Below are 15,770 nucleotides of genomic sequence, written 5' to 3'. Positions count from 1 at the left end.
GGTGCATCAGCCCCGCAGGGCGGTGAGCGCGCCCACCGGGTCGGTGTCCGGGGTGGCGCGGGGCCACCAGTCGTCCGCACCCGGGTCCGATTCGTAGCCGTACCAGCGGCCGTCGTGACCGAAGCGGAGCTGGAGGGTGCCCCCGGCATTGGTCAGGTGGTTGCGCCAGGGCTGGAAGCGCGGGAAGTCGGCCGCCGCGAGGGCGGGGCGGGCCCGGTCGAACGGGCCCGCCGGCGGGTCCCAGGGGCTCTCCAGGACCGCGAGGCCCTCCGCGCCGCCCTGCCGCCAGGCGGCGACCGCGCGGGCCAGGTCGGTGGTGCTGCGGCCGGTGGCGTAGGCGAGTTCGCGGTAGAGCGCCCGGGTGGTCGCCGTGAGCCCCGCGGTGGGCCGGGACGCGGCGATGCGCACCGCGTCCTGCCAGGTGCTGAGCCCGGCGATCGGATCGTCCCCTGTGGTCAGGAGCGCGTGGGCGCGGGCGGCCGCGTCCGAGGCGAGGTGGTCCAGGGACAGCGGGTCATGGGCACCGGGCAGGTCCGGGTAGGACGGCGGCTGCCCGGGATACGGCGGCACGGGCAGCGGTGCCGGGAGCGGCGGCAGGAAGCGACCGGCCAGGGCCTCGTCCGCCGGGAGCGAGGGCATCGCGGGGGTGGCGGGGCGCTCCCGGGCGGAGTGCTCGGCGTTGCGGCGGCCGAGCTCGTCGAGGAGTTCCCGCTCGCCCCGGCCGCGCATCAGCAGCAGGACGAAGGGGTCGCTGTCCAGGAGCCGTGCCGTCTGGAAGCAGAGCGCCGCCACGTGCTTGCACGGCCAGCCACGGTCCGGGCAGGAGCAGTCCGGGTCGAGGTCACCGGCGGCGGGCAGCAGCCTGATGCCGGTCTCCCCCGCCGTGTCGACCAGGGAGTGCGGCATGTCCTTGTCGAGCAGCGCGGACAGATGCCCGGGCCGCGCCGCGACGGCGTCCAGGAAGGTGTCCCAGTCGGAGGCCGAGAACGTACGCAGGCGCAGCTCCGCGCGGTACGGGCGGGGGCGGCTGCCGTGGACGTAGGCGATGACCCGGCCGGGGGTCACGGTGATCGCGGCGACATGGCCGCCGTCGGCGTACGTACGGCCGCGGGCGAGCCGCCCCTCGTCCATCGACAGGGACTCCAGGGCGTCCACCCAGGCCCGGCCCCACCAGCTGTCCGCGAAGGGTTCCGCGGTGTCGGAGGCGCGGGCGGGCACCGCCTCGAAGGTGCGCCGCAGGTCGTCGGGGCCGGGGCGCGCCGTGGGACGGGAGGCTGCGGCCGGGCTCATGCCGTCCTCCGGAGCGATACGAGGTCGGCCAGGTCGCGGTCGCTGAGCTCGGTCAGAGCGGCCTCGCCTGATCCGAGCACCGCATCGGCGAGGGCGCGCTTGGACTCCAGCAGTTCACTGATCCGGTCCTCGACGGTGCCCTCCGCGATGAGCCGGTGCACCTGCACGGGCTGCGTCTGGCCGATGCGGTACGCACGGTCGGTGGCCTGCTCCTCGACCGCGGGATTCCACCAGCGGTCGTAGTGGATGACGTGTGCGGCGCGGGTGAGGTTCAGCCCGGTGCCGGCCGCCTTGAGGGACAGCAGGAAGACGGGGACCTCGGCGGACTGGAAGCGGTCCACCATCCGCTCCCGCTCGGGCACCGGGGTACCGCCGTGCAGGAGCTGGGAGGGGACGGAGCGGGAGGCCAGGTGGGCGGAGAGGAGGCGGGCCATCGACACGTACTGGGTGAAGATCAGGACGGAGGCGCCCTCGGAGAGGATCGTGTCGAGGAGCTCGTCGAGCAGGGCGAGCTTGCCCGAGCGTCCGGTGAGCCGGGTCGGCTCCTCCTTCAGGTACTGCGCGGGGTGGTTGCAGATCTGCTTGAGCGACCCGAGCAGCTTCATGATCAGCCCGCGGCGGGCGATGCCCTCGGACTGCTCGATGAACGCCATGGTCTCCCGCACGGCCGCCTCGTAGAGCGTGGCCTGCTCGCGGGTGAGGGAGACGGGGTGGTCGGTCTCCGTCTTGGGCGGCAGCTCGGGCGCGATGCCGGGGTCCGACTTCTTGCGGCGCAGGAGGAAGGGGCGGACCAGCCGGGAGAGCCGCTCGACCGCCTCCTCGTTGCCCAGGCCCGCCGCGGTGCCGGTGTTCTCGACGATCCGGGCGTGCCGGGACCGGAACGCCTTGAGCGGGCCGAGCAGCCCGGGGGTGGTCCAGTCGAGCAGCGCCCAGAGCTCGGAGAGGTTGTTCTCGACGGGGGTGCCGGTCAGCGCGACGCGGGCCGGGGCGGGGATGGTGCGCAGCGCCTTGGCCGTGGAGGAGTGCGGATTCTTCACGTGCTGCGCCTCGTCGGCGACGACCAGCCCCCAGGTGTGTTCGGCGAGCCGGTCCGCGCTGGAGCGCATCGTGCCGTAGGTCGTGAGGACGAAGCCGCCGTCCGGGTCGGTGAGCGTGCGGTCGGTGCCGTGGAAGCGGCGCACGGGGACGCCGGGCGCGAAGCGGTTGATCTCGCGGTGCCAGTTGCCGAGGAGGGAGGCGGGACAGACGACGAGGGTGGGGGCGGCGTGGGCGCGGTGCAGGTGGAGGGCGATGACGGTGATGGTCTTGCCCAGGCCCATGTCGTCGGCGAGGCAGCCGCCCAGGCCGAGCGAGGTCATCCGGTCCAGCCAGGCCAGGCCGCGCAGCTGGTAGTCGCGGAGGGTGGCGTCGAGGCCGGGCGGCGGTGGGAGGGTGGCGTCCTCGTCGAGGATGCGCGAGCGGAGTGCCGCGAGCGCTCCGGCCGGCACCGCCTCGACCTGTTCGCCGTCGACCTCCGCGCTGCCGGTCAGGGCGACGGCCAGCGCGTCCACCGGGTCCAGCAGACCGAGCTCCCGCTTGCGCGCCTTGCGTACGAGCGCGGGGTCCACGACCACCCACTGGTCGCGCAGCCGCACCACCGGGCGGTGGGCCTCGGCCAGCGTGTCCATCTCGGCCTCGGTGAGCTGCTCGTCGCCCAGGGACAGCTGCCAGTTGAACGCGAAGAGGTGCTCGGCGTCGAAGAACGAGGTGCCGTCGGTGGCCGATCCCGGCGCGGGCCGGACGACGGCCGCGGCGGTGAGCGAGCGGGCGAGCTCCCGGGGCCAGTGGACGGCGACCCCGGCCGCCGCCAGCCGTGGTCCCGCTTCGCCGATCAGCTCGTACAGCTCGTCCTCGGTGAGCGCGAGCACGTCGGGGACGGGCTGGTCCAGCAGCCGCTCCAGAGGGGGCCAGATCCGGGCGGCCCGGCGCAGGGCGAGCACCGCGTCGATCCTCGCCCGCGGCCCGAACGGCTCCCCTGCCCCGCCGCTCCACAACGTCGCCGCATCGGTGACGTACGTCGGGTCGGCCAGGCTGTGCACCTGCGTGATGGCCGCGGCGGCGTGGCGGGCGGCTGCCGGGGATCCGTCCGCGTCCGTCCCGGCGGTGGGGCCGGTGGTGTCGAAGAGTTCGTGGACGGACAGGTCGAGCCGGAGGGAGACGCGCACCCCCGCGTCGAGTCCGGCGGCCACCTCGACGGCCCAGGCGCGGGCGCCGGGCAGCTGCTGGGCCTCGCGCGCGGCGAACGGCGCGCCCATCGCGTGGCCCGCGGCGGGGGTCCGGGGCAGGGTGTCCGCCACGGCGTCGAGGAAGGCTCCGAGCAGCGCCAGGGGGTCCGGGACCCGCAGCGGTGTGCCGTCCAGCGGGACCGCGTGCCCCTCGGGGGGCATCGAGGCGGCGACCGCCCGGAGATGGGCGATGTCCTCCGCGTCACGGGGCCCGGCCCGCCATGCGTCGTGGTCGTCGGCTGTCAGACCGGGCAGGAGCCTGCCGCGCGCCACCAGGGTGAGCGCGTGCAGCGCGGCCGCGCCCCAGGCGCGCGTGGCGGGGTGGGTGGAGGCCCGGTGCCGGGCGCGGGCGAGGAGCGGCACGGCATCCGCGAGGGACAGCAGCACCGCGGGCACCGTGCGCCGGGACGCGCCCGCGCCGTGCAGCCCGACGACCGTCAGCTCCGTGACGGTGTACGGCGGATCCCCGCTGTCGCCCGGCGGCCCGTCGGCAACGGCGCAGGGGCTACCCCCCTCGGGGTCCCAGAAGGCGATCCGGCCGTCCCGGGGCAGCGCGGCCGGCAGGAAGACCGCCGCGTACCGCACGAGCCGGTCGGCGGCCGGGACCGTGGTCTGCTGTGCCATGTCCACCGCCCCTCCCGCCTCGGTCCGAGTGCCTGACGTCCTGTCTTCGCGAGTCTAGGCGGGGGGTACGACAGCGCCCGCCCCGCACGTGTCTCCAGGCTGCGGGGCGGGCGTCCGCGTCAGTGGCGGGCGAGGGGCTCGGTGTGCGCCCCGCCGGGCTGCCGCTCCTCCGCGGGGTCCGGCGGCGCGGTTCCGGGGCCGGGCGGAGCGGGAGGATCGGTCGCCGGGAGGCGTGCGGCCCGTGACCCGGCCTGTGCGAGGTCCTCGCCCCGCGCACGGGACTCGGTCCGCGCTGGGGACTCGCCCCGCGGGGAGGACCCGTCGTACCCGGACGGCGGCGCGGGTTCCGGCACGGCCTGGGGAACGGACGGCGGCACGGACGGGCTCTGCGGCTGCTGCACCTCCGCGGGCGGCTGCCCCTGCTGCGCGCGCTCCAGGAAGCGGAGCAGCTCGACGGGGAACGGCAGCACCAGCGTGGAGTTCTTCTCGGCGGCCACCGCGACCACGGTCTGCAGCAGCCTGAGCTGCAGCGCCGCCGGCTGGCTGGACATCTCCTGGGCCGCCTGGGCCAGCTTCTTCGAGGCCTGCAGTTCCGCGTCGGCGTTGATGACCCGCGCACGCCGCTCACGGTCGGCCTCGGCCTGCCGGGCCATGGACCGCTTCATGGTCTCCGGCAGCGACACGTCCTTGATCTCGACCCGGTCGATCTGCACACCCCAGCCGACCGACGGGCTGTCGATCATCAGTTCCAGTCCTTGGTTCAGCTTCTCCCGGTTGGACAGCAGATCGTCCAGGTCGCTCTTACCGATGATCGACCGGAGGGACGTCTGCGCCATCTGCGAGACCGCGAACCGGTAGTCCTCCACCGCGATCACCGCGCTCGCCGGGTCCACGACCTTGAAGTAGATGACGGCGTCCACACGGACCGTCACGTTGTCCCGCGTGATCCCGTCCTGTGCGGGCACCGGCATCGTCACGATCTGCATGTTCACCTTGCGGAGCCGGTCCACACCCGGAACGATCATGGTGAATCCCGGCGGTCGCACACGGTCGTGGAGCCTGCCGAGCCGGAGCACCACTCCGCGTTCGTACTGCTTGACCACCCGGGCCGCGGCCATCCCGTACACCGCCGCGCCCGAGACGACCGCCACCGCTGCGATCACCAGCTCCTGGACCATCACGGCCCCCTGCGTCCGAGAGTGCGTTCCAGCACCCATCCATCACGCCCTATTACCACGGTATGCCCGGTATGTGCACCCGTCGAACCTCTGTCCGGGTGTCAGTGGCCCGGCCGGCCGCGCACCGGATGCCGGGGCTCCGCGGAACAGGCAGGGTGACCAGCACCAGCACGTCTCCGTGCCGTACCGATGAGCCGGACGAGCAGACGAGGACCCGCCCATGTCCGTCACCGCGACCGCGACCGCCACCGACCGCCGCCGACGCCGCCGACACACCGGCGTCGCAGTCGGCGCGGCCCTGCTCACCCTCGGCCTCACGGGCTGCTCCGGCCTCGGGCGTACCGCGGTCGGACCGGTCATCTACACCACCGAGCGGGACAGGGTCGTCAGCGTGAACAGCCCTTCGGCGAACGGCTGCCACCGGTTGGCGCCCGCGGGCGCCAACGAGGTCGCCAACAGGACCCTGATCGACATCATCCTGTACCGCACCCGCGACTGCACCGGCGGTGGCACCACCTACGTCGCCACCACGCTGACCGACGCGAACTCCCCGCGCAGCCTGCCCTGGCGCAGCTACAGGTTCGTTCACTGACCGCGGCGCCCCGTACGGCCGCGCCCCCGGACCAGCGCGACCAGCTCCGCCGTCCGCTCCCTGCGGTCCCGGGCGATCAGGACGACCACGGCGATCAGGAGCGCGGGCATGACCGCGTTCGGCGGGTCCAGGAGCGTCAGCTGCACGATCGACGCCCCGGCGAGCAGCCCGGCGAAGGCCATGGCGGCCACCCCGGACAGCAGGGGGATCAGGAGGGCGACTGCGCCGGCCAGCTCCAGGCCGCCGATCGTGTACATCGCGCCGCTGCTCCAGCCCATGCGGTCGAAGGACTCCACGGCGGACTCATGGGCGACGAGCTTGGGCACCGCGCTCAGTCCGAAGAACAGTGCGAGGACGATCCGGGCCGCCGTCAGGGCGACGGCAGCCCGGCTGCGGCGCGGCGGCACGACGGCCGGTGTGGCGGGGGAAACGGCGGCGGCGTCGGTTTTTGACATGGGGGTCTCCTCTGGGGGCGTCGTGGATGACGTGCGCCGGTGCGGGGGCGGACCTGCCGCTTCGCCTTCCCGGCGCTTACAGAGGGGTAGACCCTGCCGGGGTCCGGAACTCATCGCGTTCCGGACCACTGATTCGCTTTCTTCGAGGGCTACTTGGGTCGGGCGAGCACCCAGACACCGTCATCGGTGAGATAGCGGTCGACGGCCAGTCCGGCCGCTTCGAGACAGGCTTCGAACTGCTCCACGGACAGGGCCCGTGACCGGAACGTCTGGGTCCACCGCGCGTCCTCGAACACGTACTCGGCACGCACCTCGCTCACCCCGTCGCCCAGGGGCTCCGCCGACACGATGCGTATGGTGCAGCCCGCGGCCCGGTCCTCCCGTTCCCGCGGCAGATCGGTGTGGTAGTCGGCACCCTCCCGCTGGAGGAGGACGACGCCGCCGTCCTTGACGTACCTGCGGCAGGTCCGCAGCAGCCCCTCCCGGACGCGGTGATCACTCGTGTGCACCAGGAACGACGCGAGCAGGACCACGTCGAACCTCTCGTCGCCGAGGTCCAGCGACTCGATGGGGCTCCGCACCGTGCGTGCGCCTTCGATGTGGTCCAGCATCCGCGCCGACTCGTCCACAGCGGTCACCGCGAAGCCACGTTCGACCAGGGGGTGCGTCACCCGGCCCGCCCCGCAGCCGAGTTCGAGAATGCTCGCTCCGGCGGGCACGGCCGCCTCGATCACATCCGGTTCGTTTCCGGCGGACAGCCGCGCGTACAGCTCGACCGCGCAGCCGTCCGGTGTGATGGAGCCCGGCCCCGTACCCGAATGTCCCTCACGTATCAGTCGTCCGCTCATACCTGGCCGAACGCACGGCAGCCGGGCCCCGTTCCCCGGGCCGTTGCGGACGGTGCCCCGTCAGTACTGCGGGTAGCGGCCGTCCGGCCACACCACCGGCTGCTCGAGCTCCATGCACAGATCGTCGGCGAGCTCCGCGATCACGGCCCTGCCCTCCGTCAGGGCGAGCCAGGAGGCCGGCAGCGCCACGTCCCCGTGGTGCGCGCCGAGCAGATTGCCGCAGACCGAGCCCGTGGAGTCGCTGTCGCCCGAGTGGTTGACGGAGAGCAGCAGCGCCTCGGCCACGTCGTCCGGTCCCGGCAGCACCAGCGCGCAGTGGACGGCGATGGCGAGGGCCTCCTCGGCGACCCACCCCGCGCCCAGTGACTCCACCCGCTCGGCGGTCGGCCGTCCGCGGGCGGCCAGGTCGACGGCGGCACGCAGCGCGGCCGTCGTCTCCTCGTGACCGCGGTGGCGGGCCAGCAGGTCCATGGCCCGCAGGACGGCGCCCGCCGGGGAGTCGCCCTCCAGCAGGTGCGCGACGATCGCGGCGAGCGCTCCTGCCGCGTACGCCCCGGTGGGATGGCCGTGGGTGATCTGCGCGCACCGGGCGGCCAGTTCGAAGGCCTTCGGCGCGTCCGCTCCGAGCAGCCCGAAGGGTGCCGACCTCATCACCGTGCCGCACCCCTTGGAGTGCGGGTTGACGGGACCTTGCACGTCGAGCGGTGTGTCGGCGCCGGGGACGTGACCGGCCGCGAGCCCTGTCAGACAGGCGTTGCCGGGTGCCCGGCGCGCGTACAGCCAGGGCTGCTGCCTGAGCCATCCGGTCCGTACGGTGTTCTCCCCGCCCCGTGTCGGCGGGGCGGGATGGTTCTGGGTGTCGAGCCAGCGCAGGTAGGCATTGCGTACGAGGGCGGTCTCCGAGCCGCCGACCCCCTTCGACCTGGCCCTGGCATGGGCCCTGATCAGCCCTTCGACCGTGAACAGCGTCATCTGGGTGTCGTCCGTGATCCGTCCGACGACCCCGTCCGCGTCCGCGACGGGCTCCCGCACGCCCCGCTCCCCGTAGGCACGGCGGATGCCGCCGAGCGAGAGGAACTCGACCGGGTTGCCCAGCGCGTCCCCGACAGCGCCGCCCAGCAGGGCGCCGCGCACCCGGGCGCGGCGGGCGACGACGTCACCCCACGACGTCTTTCCCCCGGTGGCGTTCCCCTGTTCCCTGGCGTCCACGGTCCGCTCCCCCTCATCCGTCCGGCATCGGTTTCCGTACGCCGCACCGCGGGTTCATGCTGGGAGGAGAGGCGATGCCGATGCGTACCGGGAGTGAACCGTCCACCGCGCGCAGTCCCCTGCGGATGCGACTCTGGCTGAGTCTATGGGGCATGATCTGGGCAGTTTTCGGCCTGACGGCCTTCGTGCTGACCGGACGCGCCGGCTGGGCGGCGGCGTGCGGCGTGCTTCTCGTGGTGACGGTCACGGACTTCTGCTTCGTCGTCCGCCACATCCGCCAGGGCTCGCACTACCAGCCGGGCAGGGACGTCCCGCCGTACGAGCCCGACCGCGGCGAGCGGGGCGGGCTCGGCCGCTGAACCCGGATGGGCGGGTCAGGGGCGCTCGTCGAAGCGGGCTGCCTTCAGATACTCCGGATTCGGGTCGAGCGCTGCCGCCAGCCGGAAGTGGCGGGTGGCCTGGTCCTCACGGCCGGCGCGCTGGAAGGTGCGGGCCAGGGCGAAGTGCGCGAAGGCGTTGTCCGGCTCCCGCTCCAGGACCAGCTCGAACTCGAGCTCGGCCGGGCGGAGTTGCGCGGCGGCGAAGAAGGCGCGGGCACGCAGCAGGCGGGCCGCCGTGTTCTCCGGATGGGCGGCTATCACCGAGTCGAGCAGTTTCACCGCACCCCTCGGATCCCGCGCGGCAAGGAGCTGCTCCGCCGCGCGGAAATCGATGACATGGGTTTCCGGGTTTCGCTCGGGCATGCCGGCATCCTTCCCCTGCTTCAACGTCCGGGGCACTTCAACGTCCCGCCGGATCCCGGTATTCCGCGCCCGGCGCGGCTCAGCCCCGCTCTGCCCGCGCGGTCAGTTCCGACCAGAGGGTGCGGACCTGCGGCTCCAGGGCCTCCAACGGCCCGTCGTTGTCGACGACCCGGTCGGCGACGGCCTTTCGCTCCTCGCGTGTGGCCTGTGCGGCCATCCTGGCGCGCGCGTCGGACTCCGTCATCCCGCGCAGCGTGACGAGCCGGTCGAGCTGCGTCCCGGGGGTGGCGTCCACGACCACGACCAGGTCGTAGAGCGGGGCGAGGCCGTTCTCGGTGAGGAGGGGGACATCGTGGACGACCACGGCGTCGGGTCCGGCCGCCCGCTCCAGCTCCGCGGACCGGGCACCGACGAGCGGGTGGACGATGGCGTTCAGTGCGGCCAGGCGCTCGGGGTCCGCGAAGACGATCGCGCCGAGTGCGGGCCGGTCCAGCGTGCCGTCCGGGGTGAGGATCCCGGGCCCGAAGGCCTCGACGACGGCGTCGAGCCCGGGCGTGCCGGGCTCGACGACCTCACGCGCGATCCTGTCGGCGTCGATCAGTACGGCTCCGTAGCTCACGAGCAGCCGTGACACTTCGCTCTTGCCGGCGCCGATCCCGCCGGTCAGGCCCACTTTCAGCATGCGCCGAGCCTAGAGGTGTCCTACGGGCGGCAGGGAGCCGCCCTCAGGACTCGCCTTCGCGCTCGGCCAGGAAACGTTCGAACTCGAGGCCGATCTCGTCCGCCGACGGCAGGTCGACCGGCTCCGCGACGAGATTGCCACGCGTTTCGGAGCCCGCCACCGCGTCGTACTGGTGCTCGAGCCCCTCGACGAGCGAGACGAGCTCCTCGTCGCCCTGGCCGATCTGCCGGTCGATCTCCGTCTGGGTGCGGTGTGCCTCCGTACGCAGACTGTGCGCGATGCTCGGCAGGACGAGGCCGGTCGCGGCGGTGATCGCCTCGAGCGCGGTGAGTGCCGCGTCCGGGTACGAGGACCGGGCGACGTAGTGCGGGACATGGGCGGCGACGCCGAGGACGTCGTGGCCCGATTCCATCAGCCGGTACTCGACGAGGGCCTCGGCGGAGCCGGGGACCTGTGCCTCGTCGAACGGGCTGCGGTGACCGGGCATGAGGTCGGTGCGGTTGCCGTGCGGGGTGATTCCGACCGGGCGGGTGTGCGGGACGCCCATCGGGATGCCGTGGAAGTTGACCGCGAGGCGGACGCCGAGCCGCTCGACGATCTGCTCGACCGCGGCGGCGAACCGCTCCCACTCCACATCCGGCTCGGGGCCGGACAGCAGCAGGAACGGTGCGCCCGTCGCGTCCTGGACCACGCGCACGTCCAGCGTCGGAACCTCGAAGGCCGTCCAGCGGTCCCGCTTGAAGGTGAGCAGCGGGCGCCGTGCGCGGTAGTCCACGAGCCTGTCGTGGTCGAAGCGGGCCACGATCTGGTGCGGCAGGGTCTCGAGCAGGCCGTCGACGATCTGCTCGCCGGTCTCGCCCGCGTCGATGTATCCGTCGAAGTGGTAGAGCATGACCAGGCCGGCCGACTCCTGGGCGAGCGCCATGTCGACGACGGCCAGGCCCTTCGGCTCCCATTCGTACAAACTCTGCGGATCAGGCACGGTTACCGCTCCTCCTCGTGTTCCTCGACAAGAACACCCCGCACGGCACCGGCATTCCCGCGCGCGCCCCTTTCGCGGTTGTTACGTCAGAACACGGCTGTGGAGCGCGGTGACCGCCTTCCGTGCGGATGTGAAGGCACCGTGCTGCCAGGCGTCCGTGTGGCTGAGGTAGTCACCGGCGAAGTAGACGTGCCCTGCGGCCTCGTTGAGCGGTGCGAACGCCGGGGCGTCGGGGCCTCCGGAGAGCGAGTGCCAGGCGGCCTCCAGGTAGGGGGTCTGGCGCCAGTGGTGGGAGAACGACGAGGAGAGTTCCGTGCGGTACTTCTCGCCGTGGATCTTGACGCCCTGGGCGACGGCGCGCGCCTCACGCTCACGCGGGGCGAGCGCGGCGTACGAGTCGGCCTGGGAGCCGTAGTTGTAGTACCCGATGACGAGTCCCCGGTCCCCGTTGTGACCGTAGGACGGGTACCAGATGTGGGACAGGTCCAGGTCCGTCTCCGTGATGCCGCCGTAGATCCGGTGGTCGCTCTCCCACCAGCGGCTGCGGTACTCCAGCCCGATCTTTCCGGCCGAGGACGGCTTGCACGCCTCCAGGGCGGTCTGGACCGCGGGGCCGAGGTTGTGAGCGGTCTTGGCGAGGATGTTGGGCGGCAGTGCGGCGATGCAGTAGTCGGCGTCGATGGTCCGGGTGCGTCCTGACTGGGTGTAGGTCACGGTGACGCCGTGCGCCGTGTCGGTGATGTCGGTGACCGCGGCGCCCGTCCTGATCCGGCGCTCCCCGACGGCCCGGGTGAGTGCGGCCGGTATCCGGTCCATGCCGCCGACCGGCTGGAACATCAGCATGGCCTGGTCGTACTCGAACTCGAAGGAGAAGTACCGGCCGACACCGCTCGCGAACACCTCGGACGCGGTGGGTACGGAGCCGAGCTCCTCGCCCGGGGTGCCGGCCGCCGCCGGGTCGACGCGGTAGCCGCGGCGCGGGCTTCCGGTGTAGTCGAGGCTGTCGCCGATGTCCCCGAAGTCCTTGAGGAACTCCAGGAGCCGCTCCTGGTCCTCGACGGTGATCTGCCGGTCGAGGGCGCCCTTGTCGGTGGCCTTCGCAAGGAGTTCGGCGACATAGCCGTACATATCGGCCTTCGCGGTGCGGTAGCGCACGGGGGCCTTCATGCCCGCTGTTTCGTTGTATATATAGGCATTGGCGTTCACGTTGGTGAACACCTCGATGGGTACACCGAGTTCACGGCAGTAGTCGAGGGTGACCATCCACTGCGGGATCCGGCCGGGGCCGGCGTTCATGTACTGCCCGTCGTGGAAAGCGGCGGTCTGCTTGTTGCCGTAGGTGTCGACGGTCGAATCCCCGCCGCGCACGGTGAAGTTACGACCGCCCGTGCGGCCCCGGGCCTCCAGGACCGTACAGTCGTAGCCCGCCTTTCCCAGCTCGTACGCGGCGGCCAGGCCGGCGATGCCTCCGCCGACCACGACGACCTTCGCCGCCGCCCTCCCCTTGAGGTTGAAGTCCCCTTTGCTCGGCGCCCGGAAGGCGGGTTCACGGCCTGCGGCCTGGGCTGTGGGCGCGAGACCGAGCGCCCCCATGGTGGCGAACATCGCGCCCGCGCCGCCGGTGATGCCGACGTTGCGCAGGAAACTCCGACGGCTGGCACCGGCCGCCACGGGGGAAGTCTGCGCGTCGCGCGAGGTGTTCGACGTGTATGTCATGTCCTGGCTCACCTTCGTTCCTGAGGTTGCCGGGATCTTGGCAAGCGCTTGTTACAGGCCATCAGTTACTCGTGTATCCCGCAGGTTTCCCTCCGTTCACCACCGGACGGGCAATGGTCCAGACCTTGACATGGCCACATCCCATCCCTAGCGTCACTGGGCAGTAGATTCAGAAACTCGCCCCATGTTCATGTACGAGAACACCCTTTGCGGGAACCTCTGAACCCTTCGACGGGAAGGCACCCCCATGCGCACCCGCACACTGCTCCCCACCCTGCTGGCCGCCGCGCTCGCCGCCGGAGGCCTGTCCCTCGCCTCCGCCGGCAGCGCGTCGGCGGAGGCGGTCATCGACGTGACCACAGCGGCCCAGCTCAAGGCGGCACTCACGGCCGCGGCTCCCGGCGATACGATCCGGCTTGCCGACGGCACGTACACGGGCAACTTCAAGGCGACCGTCGCCGCCACCTCCTCCGCCCGGATCACCCTCACCGGCTCCGACAAGGCGGTCCTCACCGCCGGCGGCGGCTACGGACTGCACCTCAACGGAGCGTCCTACTGGACCGTGCGGGGCATCACCGTCACCGGCGGCCAGAAGGGGATCATGGCCGACGCCGCCACCGGTGTCGTCATCGACGGTGTGACCGTGCACGACCTCGACATGGAAGGCGTCCACTTCCGTAAGTCCAGCAGGGACGGCGTCATCAAGAACTCCCGGATCTACGACACGGGGCACGACGGGCGCGGCATGGGCGAGGGCGTGTACGTCGGGTCCGCGGGCGATCTCTCCGACCGCAGCGACGCGGTGCAGATCCTCGACAACACCATCGGGCCCGGCGTCGGCGGCGAGAACATCGACATCAAGGAAGGCACGACCGGGGCGCGGATCATCGGCAACACCTTCGACGGCAGCGGGCTGACCGGTGCCAACTACGACGACTCCTGGGTCGACGTGAAGGGGAACGACGTCCTGGTCCAGGGCAACAGGGGCTCCCGTACGACGAACAAAGGGTACGAGACGCACACCCAGCAGAGCGGCTGGGGCTGCGGCACGGTGTTCCGCGACAACGCCTCGGACCTGACCGGTGCCACCGGTGACAAGCAGCTCGCCGTCAACGTCACCAACCAGAGCTCCACCTGCGGCACGACCGTCCACAGTGACAACACGGTCACCGGCGGCAAGGGGCTGACGAACATCGCCGTCACCCCGTAGGGCCCTTGTCGGGCCGGCCCCCGGGCCCGTTGTGTTCGCGGATACGAGTAAGGCCCGCCCCCCGAAGGGAGCGGGCCTTACCGACAAGCTCTACAGCTCTACGGCCGATGAGCGACTGGGGTCAGAGCGTCAGCTCTGGCCACCGGCCAGCTTCTCGCGCAGGGCAGCCAGCGCCTCGTCCGACGCCAGGGCGCCGGAGTTGTCGTCGGACTCCGAGGAGTACGAGCCGCCGCCACCGCTGCCGCCGGAGGCAGCCGGGACGCCGGCGGCCGGGGCAGCAGCGCCCTCGGCAGCAGCGGCCTCGTCGGCCTCGCGGGACTTGATGACCTGGGCCTGGTGCTGCTCGAAGCGCGTCTGCGCCTCGGCGTACTGGGTCTCCCAGACCTCGCGCTGAGCCTCGAAGCCCTCGAGCCAGTCGTTGGTCTCGGGGTCGAAGCCCTCGGGGTAGATGTAGTTGCCCTGGTCGTCGTACGACGCGGCCATGCCGTACAGCGTCGGGTCGAACTCGACCGAAGCCGGGTCGCCACCGAAGGCCTCGTTGGCCTGCTTCAGCGAGAGGCTGATGCGACGGCGCTCGAGGTCGATGTCGATGACCTTGACGAAGATCTCGTCGTTGACCTGGACGACCTGCTCCGGGATCTCCACGTGGCGCTCGGCCAGCTCGGAGATGTGGACCAGGCCCTCGATGCCCTCGTCGACGCGAACGAACGCACCGAACGGAACGAGCTTGGTGACCTTACCGGGGACGACCTGCCCGATCTGGTGCGTACGGGCGAACTGCTGCCACGGGTCTTCCTGCGTCGCCTTGAGCGACAGGGAGACACGCTCGCGGTCCATGTCCACGTCGAGAACCTCGACGGTGACTTCCTGGCCGACCTCGACAACCTCGGAGGGGTGGTCGATGTGCTTCCAGGAGAGCTCCGAGACGTGCACGAGACCGTCGACGCCACCCAGGTCCACGAAGGCACCGAAGTTGACGATCGAGGAGACGACGCCGGAGCGGACCTGACCCTTCTGCAGGGTCGTGAGGAACGTCTGGCGCACCTCGGACTGGGTCTGCTCGAGCCAGGCGCGGCGGGACAGGACCACGTTGTTGCGGTTCTTGTCCAGCTCGATGATCTTGGCCTCGAGCTCCTTGCCCACGTAGGGCTGGAGGTCGCGGACACGACGCATCTCGACGAGGGACGCCGGCAGGAAGCCACGGAGGCCGATGTCGAGGATGAGACCACCCTTGACGACCTCGATGACGGTACCGGTGACGATGCCGTCTTCTTCCTTGATCTTCTCGATGGTGCCCCAGGCACGCTCGTACTGAGCGCGCTTCTTCGAGAGGATCAGGCGGCCTTCCTTGTCCTCCTTCTGGAGAACCAGGGCCTCGATCTCGTCGCCGACCTTGACGACCTCGTTCGGGTCGACGTCGTGCTTGATCGAGAGCTCGCGGCTCGGGATGACGCCTTCGGTCTTGTAACCGATGTCGAGGAGAACCTCGTCCCGGTCAACCTTGACGATGACGCCGTCAACGATGTCGCCATCGTTGAAGTACTTGATCGTCTCGTCGATCGCCGCGAGGAACGCGTCCGCGTCGCCGATGTCGTTGACCGCAACCTGCGGAGTGGTGGCGGTGGTCTCGGTGCTGCTCGTCATGTGGGAAAGGGCTCCGGTACGGACAGAGAGTCGAAGTTACTGCTACGCCGTAAGCCCGTATCGCCTCTGAAGACTCCGGACAGCTTTGAAAGCACCCGACCGGATTCCGGAAGGCGCCTCGACAACCGAGGGGACATACGACAGACGCGAGCGCGGCCTGCTAGGTCTGAAGCGCGCAGGCTCGCGGCGCAACTTGTAGCATACGGGGGCAGCCGGAAGCGGTCAATGCGCGAAGGCGCACACGCGGGGCACAACGCCCCATTCCCGGCACAACTCATGTTGTCCGAGGCCACATCGGCCACGGCACCGTTCCGCACGCACGCGGCCGTACTC

General features: G+C 71.4%; 14 protein-coding genes. 3 read left to right on the top strand and 11 right to left on the bottom strand.

Features of this window, described 5'->3' with window-relative positions; all coding sequences use genetic code 11:
* Positions 1-6 precede the first annotated feature (6 nt).
* From OG257_RS28755 to OG257_RS28745, 3 genes are all read right to left on the bottom strand, one after another.
* Positions 7-1,290, bottom strand: coding sequence for an SWIM zinc finger family protein (locus OG257_RS28755; RefSeq protein WP_329212198.1), 1,284 nt, complete (start codon positions 1,288-1,290; stop codon positions 7-9).
* Positions 1,287-4,178 (bottom strand): DEAD/DEAH box helicase, encoded by a 2,892-nt coding sequence (locus OG257_RS28750; protein ID WP_329212196.1) that lies wholly within the window; start codon positions 4,176-4,178, stop codon positions 1,287-1,289. The genes OG257_RS28755 and OG257_RS28750 overlap by 4 nt, the downstream gene beginning before the upstream one ends.
* A 119-nt stretch (positions 4,179-4,297) precedes the next feature.
* Positions 4,298-5,356 (bottom strand): slipin family protein, encoded by a 1,059-nt coding sequence (locus OG257_RS28745; protein WP_329212194.1) that lies wholly within the window; start codon positions 5,354-5,356, stop codon positions 4,298-4,300.
* Between the two features lie 220 nt (positions 5,357-5,576).
* On the opposite strand from OG257_RS28745, the gene OG257_RS28740 reads away from it, so the two are divergent.
* Positions 5,577-5,948 carry a hypothetical protein gene (locus OG257_RS28740; protein WP_329212192.1) on the top strand — a complete coding sequence of 124 codons (372 nt, stop codon included), beginning with the start codon at positions 5,577-5,579 and terminating at the stop codon, positions 5,946-5,948.
* On the opposite strand, the gene OG257_RS28735 is transcribed toward OG257_RS28740, so the two are convergent.
* The 3 genes from OG257_RS28735 to OG257_RS28725 form a co-directional block, all read right to left on the bottom strand.
* Positions 5,942-6,403: a DoxX family protein gene (locus OG257_RS28735; protein ID WP_329212191.1), complete on the bottom strand. Its 462-nt coding sequence runs from the start codon at positions 6,401-6,403 to the stop codon at positions 5,942-5,944. The two genes, OG257_RS28740 and OG257_RS28735, sit on opposite strands and share 7 nt — an antisense overlap.
* A gap of 149 nt (positions 6,404-6,552) precedes the next feature.
* Complete coding sequence (locus OG257_RS28730; protein ID WP_329212189.1) at positions 6,553-7,251, bottom strand: class I SAM-dependent methyltransferase; 699 nt, start codon at positions 7,249-7,251, stop codon at positions 6,553-6,555.
* A 60-nt stretch (positions 7,252-7,311) separates the two neighbouring features.
* A complete protein-coding gene (locus OG257_RS28725) occupies positions 7,312-8,460 on the bottom strand; it encodes an ADP-ribosylglycohydrolase family protein (RefSeq protein ID WP_329212187.1) in 1,149 nt (382 codons plus the stop codon).
* A gap of 80 nt (positions 8,461-8,540) precedes the next feature.
* Here OG257_RS28725 and OG257_RS28720 point away from each other — a divergent pair, with 80 nt between their 5' ends.
* Entirely contained in the window at positions 8,541-8,819 is a 279-nt protein-coding gene (locus OG257_RS28720) for a DUF6343 family protein (protein ID WP_329215401.1), read from the top strand.
* A 15-nt stretch (positions 8,820-8,834) separates the two neighbouring features.
* Here OG257_RS28720 and OG257_RS28715 read toward each other — a convergent pair whose 3' ends face one another.
* The 4 genes from OG257_RS28715 to OG257_RS28700 form a co-directional block, all read right to left on the bottom strand.
* Entirely contained in the window at positions 8,835-9,203 is a 369-nt protein-coding gene (locus OG257_RS28715) for a tetratricopeptide repeat protein (RefSeq protein ID WP_329212185.1), read from the bottom strand.
* A gap of 79 nt (positions 9,204-9,282) precedes the next feature.
* Positions 9,283-9,885: a dephospho-CoA kinase gene (coaE, locus tag OG257_RS28710; protein ID WP_329212183.1), complete on the bottom strand. Its 603-nt coding sequence runs from the start codon at positions 9,883-9,885 to the stop codon at positions 9,283-9,285.
* A 43-nt stretch (positions 9,886-9,928) separates the two neighbouring features.
* Complete coding sequence (locus tag OG257_RS28705) at positions 9,929-10,867, bottom strand: PAC2 family protein (protein WP_329212181.1); 939 nt, start codon at positions 10,865-10,867, stop codon at positions 9,929-9,931.
* A gap of 81 nt (positions 10,868-10,948) precedes the next feature.
* Positions 10,949-12,472 (bottom strand): flavin monoamine oxidase family protein, encoded by a 1,524-nt coding sequence (locus OG257_RS28700; RefSeq protein WP_329215399.1) that lies wholly within the window; start codon positions 12,470-12,472, stop codon positions 10,949-10,951.
* 358 nt (positions 12,473-12,830) lie between these two features.
* Here OG257_RS28700 and OG257_RS28695 point away from each other — a divergent pair, with 358 nt between their 5' ends.
* Positions 12,831-13,793 (top strand): right-handed parallel beta-helix repeat-containing protein, encoded by a 963-nt coding sequence (locus OG257_RS28695; protein ID WP_329212179.1) that lies wholly within the window; start codon positions 12,831-12,833, stop codon positions 13,791-13,793.
* 129 nt (positions 13,794-13,922) lie between these two features.
* On the opposite strand, the gene rpsA is transcribed toward OG257_RS28695, so the two are convergent.
* Positions 13,923-15,437, bottom strand: a complete 1,515-nt coding sequence (rpsA, locus tag OG257_RS28690; RefSeq protein WP_329212177.1) for a 30S ribosomal protein S1 — start codon at positions 15,435-15,437, stop codon at positions 13,923-13,925.
* Between the last annotated feature and the right edge of the window lie 333 nt (positions 15,438-15,770).

The sequence above is a fragment of the Streptomyces sp. NBC_00683 genome (genome assembly GCF_036226745.1).
GTDB lineage: Bacteria > Actinomycetota > Actinomycetes > Streptomycetales > Streptomycetaceae > Streptomyces.
The sequence above is the reverse complement of the archived record's forward strand: the minus strand, read 5'-3'. Positions and strand labels throughout refer to the sequence as shown.